10 protein-coding genes are annotated in these 10667 nt (G+C 67.3%); 5 read left to right on the top strand and 5 right to left on the bottom strand.

Translation table 11 applies throughout. The annotated features are described in order from the left end of the window. A complete protein-coding gene (locus ACYVF5_RS09355) occupies window positions 1-1344 on the top strand; it encodes an aldehyde dehydrogenase (RefSeq protein ID WP_460945620.1) in 1344 nt (447 codons plus the stop codon). Here the strand turns inward: ACYVF5_RS09355 and ACYVF5_RS09350 are convergent, their stop codons facing one another. Next, window positions 1345-2661, bottom strand: coding sequence for a PucR family transcriptional regulator (locus ACYVF5_RS09350; protein WP_460945618.1), 1317 nt, complete (start codon window positions 2659-2661; stop codon window positions 1345-1347). It lies immediately after the preceding gene. Window positions 2662-2803: 142 nt separating this feature from the next. Here ACYVF5_RS09350 and ACYVF5_RS09345 point away from each other — a divergent pair, with 142 nt between their 5' ends. The 3 genes from ACYVF5_RS09345 to ACYVF5_RS09335 all read left to right on the top strand — a co-directional run bounded on the left by ACYVF5_RS09345 (window position 2804) and on the right by ACYVF5_RS09335 (window position 6116). Next, entirely contained in the window at window positions 2804-3319 is a 516-nt protein-coding gene (locus ACYVF5_RS09345; RefSeq protein WP_460945616.1) for a flavin reductase family protein, read from the top strand. A 162-nt stretch (window positions 3320-3481) separates the two neighbouring features. Next, a complete protein-coding gene (locus ACYVF5_RS09340) occupies window positions 3482-4831 on the top strand; it encodes an MFS transporter (protein ID WP_460945614.1) in 1350 nt (449 codons plus the stop codon). A gap of 163 nt (window positions 4832-4994) precedes the next feature. Beyond that, complete coding sequence (locus ACYVF5_RS09335; protein WP_460945612.1) at window positions 4995-6116, top strand: AMP-binding protein; 1122 nt, start codon at window positions 4995-4997, stop codon at window positions 6114-6116. Window positions 6117-6314: 198 nt separating this feature from the next. Here ACYVF5_RS09335 and ACYVF5_RS09330 read toward each other — a convergent pair whose 3' ends face one another. After that, entirely contained in the window at window positions 6315-6755 is a 441-nt protein-coding gene (locus tag ACYVF5_RS09330; RefSeq protein WP_460945610.1) for an Hsp20/alpha crystallin family protein, read from the bottom strand. Between the two features lie 259 nt (window positions 6756-7014). On the opposite strand from ACYVF5_RS09330, the gene ACYVF5_RS09325 reads away from it, so the two are divergent. Next, window positions 7015-8004 carry a 1,4-dihydroxy-2-naphthoate polyprenyltransferase gene (locus ACYVF5_RS09325; RefSeq protein ID WP_460945608.1) on the top strand — a complete coding sequence of 330 codons (990 nt, stop codon included), beginning with the start codon at window positions 7015-7017 and terminating at the stop codon, window positions 8002-8004. A gap of 52 nt (window positions 8005-8056) precedes the next feature. On the opposite strand, the gene ACYVF5_RS09320 is transcribed toward ACYVF5_RS09325, so the two are convergent. The 3 genes from ACYVF5_RS09320 to ACYVF5_RS09310 form a co-directional block, all read right to left on the bottom strand. Then, window positions 8057-8386: a DUF4229 domain-containing protein gene (locus ACYVF5_RS09320; protein WP_460945606.1), complete on the bottom strand. Its 330-nt coding sequence runs from the start codon at window positions 8384-8386 to the stop codon at window positions 8057-8059. 116 nt (window positions 8387-8502) lie between these two features. Next, a complete protein-coding gene (locus ACYVF5_RS09315; RefSeq protein WP_460945604.1) occupies window positions 8503-9945 on the bottom strand; it encodes a sensor histidine kinase in 1443 nt (480 codons plus the stop codon). Continuing rightward, a complete protein-coding gene (locus ACYVF5_RS09310) occupies window positions 9942-10667 on the bottom strand; it encodes a response regulator transcription factor (RefSeq protein WP_460945816.1) in 726 nt (241 codons plus the stop codon). Before ACYVF5_RS09310 ends, ACYVF5_RS09315 begins: the two co-directional genes overlap by 4 nt.

The raw sequence follows: 10667 nt of genomic DNA, 5'->3' as shown, positions 1-10667 counted from the left end.
ATGTCCCCCACCACCATGTCCGCCGACTCTGCCGTACAAGCCGTCCGCCGGGCCGAGGGCGCCTTCGACGCGTGGTCCGCGCTCGGCCCCAACGCCAGACGCGCCGTCCTCTCGGCGGCGGCGGACCGACTGGCGTCGATGGCAGACGAGTTCGTCGCCTCGATGGCCGAGGAGACCGGCGCCACCGAAGGGTGGGCGCGCTTCAACGTCGGCCTCGCGGCCGACATGCTCCGCGAAGCCGCGGCGCTCACAACAGCGGTTCGCGGACAGACCATTCCCTCTGACCATCCGGGCACTGTCGCGCTCACGCTGAGAGTGCCGGTCGGGGTCGTCCTCGGGATCGCACCGTGGAACGCGCCCGTGATCCTGGGAGTGCGCGCCATCGCCACGGCTCTCGCGTGTGGGAACACAGTTGTCCTCAAGGCTTCGGAGGTCTGCCCGCGGACCCACGGGCTGATCGTCGAAGCCATCGAACGGTCTGGGGCTCCCGCCGACATCGTGACCCTCGTCACCAATGAGCCGGCCGACGCGGCGGAGGTCGTCGGTGCGCTCATCGACGATCGAGCAGTGCGGCGCGTCAACTTCACCGGATCCACCCGCGTCGGCCGCACGATCGCGGAGCGTGCGGCGCGCAACCTCAAACCTGTGCTTCTCGAGCTCGGCGGAAAGGCGCCGTTCCTCGTCCTCGCCGACGCGGACCTCGACGAGGCGGTCAAGGCCGCGGCGTTCGGATCTTTTATGAACCAGGGCCAGATCTGCATGTCGACCGAGCGCATCATCGTGGTCGATGACGTCGCCGACGAGTTCGTCACCCGATTCGCCGCGAAGGCCGAGACGATGTTGACGGGACCATCCGGGCCGCTCGGCGCGTTGGTCTCGGAATCGGCCGCCGACACGACCCGACGGCTGATCGAGGACGCCGTCGGAAAGGGCGCGCGGCTCGTGGCCGGTGGGCCGGGCGAGGGCAGGACGATGCCGGCGAACATCGTCGACGGCGTTCGCGAAGGGATGGCTCTGTATCGCGACGAGAGCTTCGGACCGGTTGTGTCCGTCATCCGCGCCCGCGACACCGAAGAAGCCGTGCGGATCGCCAACGACAGCGAGTACGGCCTCAGCTCGGCGGTCTTCACAAGCGATGTGGGTCAGGCGCTCCGGGTGGCGCGCGCGATCGACGCCGGGATGTGCCACATCAACGGAGCGACGGTGAACGACGAGGCTCAGATGCCCTTCGGGGGTGTGAAGGGGTCTGGTTACGGCCGTTTCGGCGGAGAGGCGGGGATCGCCGAGTTCACCGATCTCAAGTGGGTGACGATCGAGACCGAGCCAGGACACTTCCCGATCTGATCACCGGCCTCGCCGGTGCTCGAGGGCATCGTCGAGCACCAGAGCGGCGTGCGTCTCGAAGGTGCGCTCGAGAGGGTCCCGGCCGAGGATGTCGGTGATTCGCCGGAGTCGGTACGTCACGGTGTTCCGGTGCACGAAGAGAGCGCTCGCGGTCTCGGCGATGTTGCCGCCGCGCTCGATGAACCGAAGGAGCGTGGCCCGGAGATCCTGCATCGTCGGCTCATCGCCGAGCAGTGGTCCGATCTCCTGATCCACGAACCACGTCGCCTGTTCCGGATCTGCGGTGAGGATGCTCAGCAGCGCGTGATCGCGGTAGGCCGTCAGCCCCTGGGAGCGCGGGACGAGCTGGGACGAGGTGCGCGCGGCCTGCGCCTGGAGGATGGTGCTGCGGAACCCGGCGAGTCCCGGCGCGGGGTTGCCGGCGGACACGACCACGCCGGTGTGCTCGAGCGCGAAGCGATCGAGGGTGGTGTGGATCGCCGCGACGTCCAGGTGCGGCGCTGAGACCCAGAACCAGATCGACTCGTCCTCCCTCGGCACCGTCAGCAGCGAACCACTGGTGGCGTGCGCGGTGAGGGCGCCGCTGATGTGCACGAGATCGATGACCGGTCGCGGTCCGGTCGCGGACGAGCGAGCCGACACCACAACGCCCAGATGGGAGTCGGTGGCCGTCACCCCCAGCTTCTCCTTGACCAGGCGAGGGCTGAGATCCTCGTTGCCGAGTAGGCGCTCCACGATCTGACGGCGTGTGGTCGACTGACGCTGGTAGGCGCGTGCGACCTCATCGGAGTGCATCGCCGACATCGAGTCGATCTGCTGGTCGAAATACCGCGACAGCTCCGAATCGACCACCTCCAGGAGATCACCGCACTCGTCGCCGGAGAAGTTCGTGACGACGAGGTGGATGAACGATCGGCGCCAGACCTGCTCGACCGTGCGGATGCCGCGGATGATGCCGGGGAAGATCTTCAGGTCCTCACGCACCATCTGTCCGATGAGAGCGCGGTTGTCGCGGCTGAGACGCAGGGACGTGGCGTCTCCCGCCAGATAGCGTGCGAGGCCGACGCACTGCTGCTCGACCGCGCGCGAGACGATCGGGCCGATGACCTCGTGGTTGATCGGACCCATCTCATGGAAGATCTCGGCCTGTGCATCGTGGGCGACATCGCGCGCCCACGAGGTGAGCGCGCCTTCCCGTGCGGCGGTGTCTGCGGTGTCGGTGAAGACGCCGCCGGTGGCCACGCTCAGGATCCTCGGGTCGACGCCGCCGGGGGATGTCGCAGGGGTGCCCATCGTCGCTCCAAGGTTTCGCATCATCGCAGAACCATTATGCACGACGCACAGTTCCGGGCTCACATACTGGCCTCTGGAACCCATGACTCGGGCAGGATGCCCAACTAGCCTCGGTTCAATCGAGGGCAACCGCCTCGTCACATCGCCGTCCGAGGAGGGACACGTTATGCAGAGCAGCATCCTCGAACCCGCCGGATCCCGCGTCCGTCCCGCTGACGCGGCCGAGTTGCGGCGCGCGTGGGGCAGGTTCGCCAGCGGTGTGACCGTGGTGCTCACCCGCGACGACGCCGGCGACGTGCACGGGATGACCGCCAACGGCTTCATCTCCGTCTCGCTCGATCCGCCTCTCGTCCTGGTGTCCGTCGGCGCCCACACGCGCACCCATGCGCGGCTGCTCACGCAGGAGCGGTACTCCGTCAGCGTGCTCGCCCACCACCACGCCGCTTGCGCTCTGCATTTCGGGGGCAGGCCGCAGGAGATCGCTCCCGCCGTGGACGAACTCGACGGCTTCCCGGTGATCCGCGACTCGCTCGCTCAGATGATCTGCCGCGTGGTCGACCGGCACACCGCAGGGGACCACACGCTCTTCATCGCCGAGGTGGAGGCGGTCGAGTGCACGGACGGCGTCCCGCTCGTGTTCAGCGGGGGGCGGATGTTCTCGCCGCTCGACGACGACAGTTGAAGCCCAGATGGCCGAGACGAGCCAGACGAGTGCGATCAGCCCGACGACCACCGACACCCCTGTAGCGGTGAGCTCGTCGTGCCGCCGGCTGACGGGCACAACGGGGAGGCCGCCGCGCAACGACGCCGGTGGACCACATCACCAACGGAAGGTACGCATCGCATGGATATCAGTTCTCTCACCGGTCGCGCCACGATGTCGAGGTATCAGATCCTGACAGTCGTTGTCGCGTTGTTCATCGTGATGGTCGACGGGTACGACTTCATCGTCGTCACCTTCCTCGCCCCGCTCATCACGACCGAGTTCGCAGCGGCGCCGGCACAGATCGGGATCCTCCTCGGGGGCTCGACCATCGGCATGGTCATCGGCGCCTTCACCCTGGCGCCACTCGCGGACCGCGTCGGACGCCGCACCATCACGGTCGTGAGCTTGGCGCTCGCGGCTTCGGGTATGCTCCTCGCCGCCTTCGCCCCGGGCATCGAAGCGCTCGTCGCGGCGCGAATCGCCACCGGGATCGGCATCGGCGGGCTGATGTCGTCGATCGGGGTGATCCTCAAGGAGTACAGTTCGCCGCGACGCCTCGGACTCGTGATGGGACTGTTCTCGGCCAGCTTCGGCTTCGGCGGGGCGCTGGGGGGCGCGTTGACCGGCCCGATCGTGCTGGCATCCGGCTGGCGAGCCGGGTTCATCGTCGGGGCTGTGCTCACCGGTCTCGCAATGGTGCTGGCGATCGTCGCGCTCGCCGAGTCCCTCGAGTTCCTGGCCACCCGAAAGAACGCTGACGCGCTCGAGCGGATGAACCGGGTCATCGGGCGGATCGGCGCAGCGCCTCTGCCTGCCCTTCCCGCACGAGTCGAGGCGCCGAAGGGCCGCCTGCGTGAGATCTTCGGCGCCGGCGTCCTTTCTCTGACGCTGTTGGCGATCGTCGGGTTCGCGCTGCTCCAGGTCTCGTTCATCTTTGTGACGACCTGGACGCCGCAGGCGGTGGCGATCGCGGGCGGTTCTCCGCAACTGTCGATCACGTCGTCGGTGTTTATGGGCCTCGGCGGCATCGTCGGCAGTCTCTTGTTCGGTCTCATCTCGAACTGGGTCAAGCTCTGGGTGCTCGGCACGGTCTCGACAGTCCTCGCGGGCGTCGCGCTCATCGGAGTCGCTGTGTCGACCAGCGCCGTCGGTGCCATCGTCGCCTTCGCTGTCGCCGGGGCGTTTATGGGCCTCGCCGGTGTGACGGGCTTCTACGCGCTGATCCCCGGACTCTATCCGGCGCACGCGCGAGCGTCCGGGTTCGGCATCGTCCTGGGTGTCGGACGCCTCGCCGCGATCATCGGTCCCGTCGCTGCAGGCCTGCTTCTCGAAGCCGGCTGGTCTCTCGCCGCGATCTACCTGCTCTTCGGGATTCCGGCCGTCGTCTCGGCGGTGTCGTTCGTCGCTCTCGGGATGCTGAGCGCTCGACGTGTCTCTGCGTCGCCCTCTGAACCGGCGCATCCGGTGACAGCGGCGGAACCCGCCTGAAGCGCTTGACCTGTTGCGGGCTGGGCTGTCGGCTGCGGTCGACGGCTCGGCCCGCAACCGCAGCGGCTGACAGCGCGTGAGCGCCGTTCCGCCCCTCGACGATCGTCAGAAGGTCCAGGTGGCGACGTGGCCAGCCGATCGGGCCAGCTCGTAGACTGGCGCTATGACCAGGACGCTCATCGCTGCGTCGGCGGACGACCCGCTCGAGCTGCTCGGCGCCCTGCGGTCGGCGCTCGACAGATCAGGCCAGGCGATCATGCCCGTCGTTGGCGCTCCGCCGCACCCGGACAGGGTCGGAACCGTGCCGCAACCCGTCGGCGTGGTGATCGCGACGTCCGGTTCGACGGGGGTGCCCAAGCGGGTCGCGCTCAGCTGCGACGCCCTGCTTGCCGGCGCCGGGGCATCCGCGACGACCATGGGCGGGCAAGGGCAGTGGCTGCTCGCGCTGCCCGCGCACTACATCGCCGGCCTGCAGGTGCTCGTGCGCTCGATCGCCGCAGAGACCGTGCCCGTTGTGCTGACGCCCGGGCGGTTCACGCCAGCCGACTTCATCGAGGCCTCTCGCGCCATGCGCGGTGAGCGCCACTACACGTCTCTGGTTCCCGTGCAGCTCGCGCGACTGCTCGAAAGCCGTTCGGGCGTCGCGGCCCTCAGGCGATTCGACGGGATCCTCGTGGGCGGGCAGGCAACGCCTCCGGCCCTTCGGGACCGCATCGAGCTGCTCGGGCTGCCGGTCTTCCGCACCTACGGATCGAGCGAAACGTGCGGCGGATGCGTCTACAACGGTGTTCCGCTGCCCGGCGTCCACGTGCGCATCACCGATGGGAAGATCGAGCTCGCCGGCCCGGTGCTCGCGGAGGGATACCTGGGTGATGACGCGCTCACCCGGGCGGTGTTCGTCGAAGACGACGGTCAGCGCTGGTACAGGACGGGAGACACGGGTGAGTTCGCCGATGGTGTGCTCCGCGTCACCGGTCGCGCGGACAACGTCATCGTGTCTGGCGGTGTGAACGTGTCGCTCGACCGTGTCGAGCAGGTGGTCCGCGGCATCAGGGGCATGAGCGAAGCAGTGGTGGTGGGCATGCCCGACGAGAGGTGGGGCGAGGTGCCGGTTGTGGTGGTCGCCGGTGCGCACCCGCGCTTCGAGGTGATCGCACAGACGGTGGCTGATGCTCTCGGCACGCCTTCGCGCCCGGCAAAGGTCATCAGCGTCGAGACGTTGCCGACGCTCGTCTCAGGGAAACCGGACAGGCACGAGATCGCCGCTCTCGCCCGCGAGGCGTGAGCACGCGGCGCGGCGCGGAAGCCGCCTGTGCCGTATCAGCCGAGAAGGCCGCATCAGCCCGCAAGCCGGTGCCCGCATCTGCCCGCAAGCCGGTGCCCGCATCAGTCGGGAATGCGAACCGCTATACACGAACGGGGCCGGGGAGCGTTCTCCCCGGCCCCGAACTCCCCTGGGCGATGCGTGCGGATGCGTGCGAGATCAAGCCTCTACGCGGCGCTGCTCTGACACCTCGACGGTCTCAGGCGAGTCGGTCGAGACGGCGATCTTGCGCGGCTTCGCCTGCTCGCTCACCGGGATCGTCACGCTGAGCACACCGTTCGTGTAGCTGGCCGTGATGTTCTCGGTGTCGACGCCCTGGCCGAGGTTGAGCTGCCTCAGGAACGAGCCGCCCGTCCGTTCGCGCGAGATCCACTTCACGCCGTCGCCCGCGGCGAGTGTGCGCTCCGCGCGAATGGTGAGCAGCTGACCGTCCACATCGATGTCGACCGAGCCGGGGTCGATTCCGGGCAGATCGGCGCTCAACACGTAGTGATCGCCGTCCCGGTAGAGGTCCACGGGCATCAGCCGAGGTCCGCGGCCCTCGAAGAGGGCGTTGGCGACACGGTCGAGGTCACGGAAAGGATCGAAATTCATTGCCATGTTCATCAGCTCCTTCTGGGTGAACGAGGGTGATTCTGACTCTGGTTCCTCAGTTGAGTGGATGTCGCTCAACTTGTCTTCAGATTAGCACTCGGCCCAGGAGAGTGCTAAGTGGTCTGTGCAGGCTTTGGGTGAACGTAAAGCATCTTCTGAGCGCTCTTGAAGGTCTCTGCCCGGTGTTCGTGAAACGCCAGAGGCGGCAGGGTCGAGGCGATCTGCCGTACAATCCAACGGGAACTGCAGGCGCCCGCACGGGCGTATGAACACAGACGGAGGCTGCCGAGTGGCGACGAAGCAAAAAGCGCGCAAAACCCGCAAGCGCACGGTCAGGAGCGGAAACCCGGCTGCCCGGCCGTATCGCGACATCCGCCCCGCAACGGCCAGGGACTGGATCGCCGGCGCGCGTCTCTTCACACTGCCGATGTCGGTCTCGCCGGTGCTGGTCGGCACCGGGGCGGCGATGGTCGCGAGTGATCCGGGGGTCTACCACTGGGTGCGCGCTCTCCTCTGCCTCGCCGTGGCGGTGAGCCTGCAGATCGGCGTGAACTTCGCCAACGACTACTCAGACGGTATTCGCGGCACCGACCGTGACCGCGTGGGGCCGTTCCGGCTCGTGGGAAGCGGCAGGGCGAAACCGAGAACGGTGCTCGTCGTCGCCCTCGTGTTCTTCGGGATCGCCGCTGTCGCAGGACTCGCGTTGACGGTTCTGACCCAGCAGTGGTGGTTGATCGCCGTTGGCGCCGCGGCCATTGCGGCCGCGTGGTTCTACACGGGCGGCAAACGGCCATACGGCTACTACGCGCTCGGCGAGCTCTTCGTCTTCGTCTTCTTCGGACTGGTCGCAACGGTCGGCACCACATTCGTGCAGGTGCTGACCGTGAACCAGGAGGCCTGGTTCGGGGCCGTCGCGGTCGGCTTGATCTCGGTCGCCACCCTGCTCACCAACAACCTGCGCGACGTCGCCCAGGACCGCGTCGCCGGAAAACGCACGCTCAGTGTGCTCGTCGGCCACGTGGCATCCCGTGTGCTCTACATCGTTTTTATACTCGTGCCCTTCGGCATCGCTGTATGGTTCGCGCTGTTCTATCCGATCGCCTGGCTGTCGCTGTTCATCCTGCTCGCCGCTCTTCCGGCCGCCATGATCGTCGCCACGGCGCGCACGGCGAAGGAGTTCGTGCTCGCGCTCAAGCTCACCGGGCTCGTGCAGCTGCTCTATGGCATCGTGATGCTCTGGGCGTTCTTCAAGTAGCCCCGGGTCTCAGGGGGTCAAGGCCTCGGTGTTCGTCATACGCCGTGTCGCGTCAGCGTTCGTCGTGGTGTGATTCTGCCGATCGCTCGCTCGGCTGTGCATCGTCTGCCGGGGCAGTCGTCCCGGCGATGTCGATCGCATCCTCGACATCTTCATCAGGGGACGATGGCGGGGTCTCGCGGTGTCTCACGGCATACAGGTCACGCGAAATGGCCTCGCGGGGCCGGCGCAGCACCAGGATCGACAGGCTCAGCCCGATCAGCGCGGCGGTCAGGGCGGCGATGTAGGGATTGAAACCGGTCGCGAGCAGCACCCCGAGCGGCACGATGAAAGCGAGCAGGCGGAGCACCGTGTAAGAGACGACGGGGGGAATGCGTTTCACCCGCCCAGTTTATGCCGCGAGTCTGTGCGCTTCGGCCGGTGGTGTTCCGCCGGTCTGCGGGCTGGTGTTCCGCAGAGCCGGGCTCACCGAGAGGGTGCTCCTCTTATGGCGACGGCCTAAGCAGCTGTGTCATCGCGCCTTTCCAGCGGCAGCATAACGGTGAAGACTGTTCGTCCCGGCCTGCTCTCGGCGGTGATCCGGCCTCCATGCGCCTCGACGATGGCTCGAGAGATGGACAACCCGAGTCCCGTGCTCCCCGCGTCCCTGTTTCGCGAGCTATCCCCGCGCGCGAAGCGTTGAAACAGCCGTTCCTGTGTGTCCGGGTGGATTCCCGGACCGTCGTCGACGACGCGGAGGACCGCGTGGTCATCGTCGTGACTCACCTCGGCCACCACTGTTGTGCCAGCCGGCGTGTGCATCCGCGCATTGGCGAGCAGGTTGACGACCACCTGGCGCAGACGGTTCTCATCGCCGGGGACCTCGATCTGCTCGTCGAGGTCGAGCAGCCATTCGTGAGTCGGGTCGGCGGCATGGGCATCGCTGACGGAATCGATGGTCAGCATCGTCAGGTCCACGGGATCTCGACGCAGATGTTGGCCCGCGTCGAGACGGGCCAGAAGCAGCAGGTCCTCGACGAGAGAGCTCATGCGGACCGCTTCGGCCGAGATCCGCTCGAGCGATCGTTCCTGGGTCGTCGTCATCGGGGCGTTCTCTCTGCGGGAGAGCTCGGCGTAGCCGCGTATGGAGGCGAGCGGCGTGCGGAGCTCATGGCTCGCGTCTGCGATGAAACGGCGCAGCTGTTCCTCGCTGTTCTGGCGGGACACCAGCGCCGACTGAACATGACCGAGCAGCGTGTTGAGCGACGACCCGACGCGGCCCACCTCGGTGTCGGGATCGGTGTCCTCCTCCGCCACGCGTTCTGGCATTCTCACCTCGCCGGCTGCAAGCGGACGCTGTGCAACGCGCTCCGCTGTCGACGCGACACGTTTCAGAGGACGCAGCGCTCGTGTGATGAAGAGGACAGCGCCGACGATCGCTGCGAGCAACGCCACGGCCATCACGCCGGCCAGGATCAGTGCGAGAGCGCCAGTTGTCGCGGCGACGTCGTCGAGCGAGTTTCCCGCGATGACCGTGTCGCCGCCCCGTGAGGCGGATGCGACGCGAAAAGCGCCGAGGTCGCCGCCGAGATCGACCGTCACCGGGCGTCGCTCCTCGACGTGCTGATCTCGCAAGACGCCGAGCTGAGCGGCGGTCAGCGACACCTCCGTGCCGTCGTCGGCGACATAGGCGGAACTGAGCACAGATCCCTCACTGTCGAAAACGACCTGCAGAGAGCCGATGCGCGGCTGCGGCCCCCGCTCGTCGCCGTCCGGAGCGCCGTCGTGCGGGTCGAAGGCGACATTCAGCGTGTCGAGGACTTGCTCGTCCAGACGTTCCATGACAGACGAGCGCAGTGCGAGAACGGTGACGATGCTGGTGATGACGAACACCACCCCGACCAACAGGCTGACGCCGGTCACCAGCTGTCGTCTCAGCGTCCACCGCCGCGGCCTGCTCACGCTGGCTTGATGGTGTAGCCGACCCCGCGCACCGTGTGGATCATCGGCTCGCCGAGGGTGTCGATCTTCTTGCGCAGGTAAGAGATGTAGATCTCGACGACGCTTGAGCGGCCACCGAAGTCGTAACTCCAGACATGATCGAGGATCTGAGCTTTGCTGAGCACTCGCCTCGGGTTCTGCATGAGGTAGCGCAAGAGCTCGAACTCCTTCGCGGTGAGCGTGACGGAGGCGCCGGCCCGCTCGACCTCGTAGGTCTCCTCGTCGAGGACGAGATCGCCCACTCGAAGCTTCGGGTCGGTGTCGGCGGCGACGTGGCGACGGGCGATACCGCGGAGCCGGGCGACGACCTCCTCGAGACTGAACGGCTTGGTGACGTAGTCGTCGCCACCGGCCGAGATGCCGGCTATCCGGTCGTCGACGGCGTCCTTCGCCGTCAGGAAGAGCACCGGAACATCGTTCCCCGTGGCACGCACCCGCCGCAGGACCTCCATACCGTCCAGCTGAGGCATCATGATGTCGAGCACAACGAGATCCGGCTCGAACTCCCGCACCAGGTTCAGCGCTTCTTGTCCGTTGGATGCCGTGCGCGCGTCCCAGCCCTCGTTCCGCAGGGCCATGCGCAGCAGCTCGCTCAGATTCGCCTCGTCGTCGACCACGAGCGCGCGAATGGGCGTCCCGTCCGGGCGTGTGAGGTGCGTTGCGCGGGAGCCGGAGAGTGTCAT

This window comes from Okibacterium endophyticum (assembly GCF_054780075.1).
Note: the sequence above shows the minus strand (reverse complement) of the source record. Positions and strands in the feature narration are given on the sequence as shown.

Bases quoted from the DNA above. Each gene is read 5' to 3' on its own strand.
- ACYVF5_RS09355 (WP_460945620.1), top strand. From the start codon at position 1: ATGTCCCCCACCACCATGTCCGCCGACTCTGCCGTACAAGCCGTCCGC.
- ACYVF5_RS09350 (WP_460945618.1), bottom strand. From the start codon at position 2,661: ATGATGCGAAACCTTGGAGCGACGATGGGCACCCCTGCGACATCCCCC.
- ACYVF5_RS09345 (WP_460945616.1), top strand. From the start codon at position 2,804: ATGCAGAGCAGCATCCTCGAACCCGCCGGATCCCGCGTCCGTCCCGCT.
- ACYVF5_RS09340 (WP_460945614.1), top strand. From the start codon at position 3,482: ATGGATATCAGTTCTCTCACCGGTCGCGCCACGATGTCGAGGTATCAG.
- ACYVF5_RS09335 (WP_460945612.1), top strand. From the start codon at position 4,995: ATGACCAGGACGCTCATCGCTGCGTCGGCGGACGACCCGCTCGAGCTG.
- ACYVF5_RS09330 (WP_460945610.1), bottom strand. From the start codon at position 6,755: ATGGCAATGAATTTCGATCCTTTCCGTGACCTCGACCGTGTCGCCAAC.
- ACYVF5_RS09325 (WP_460945608.1), top strand. From the start codon at position 7,015: ATGAACACAGACGGAGGCTGCCGAGTGGCGACGAAGCAAAAAGCGCGC.
- ACYVF5_RS09310 (WP_460945816.1), bottom strand. From the start codon at position 10,667: ATGACACTCTCCGGCTCCCGCGCAACGCACCTCACACGCCCGGACGGG.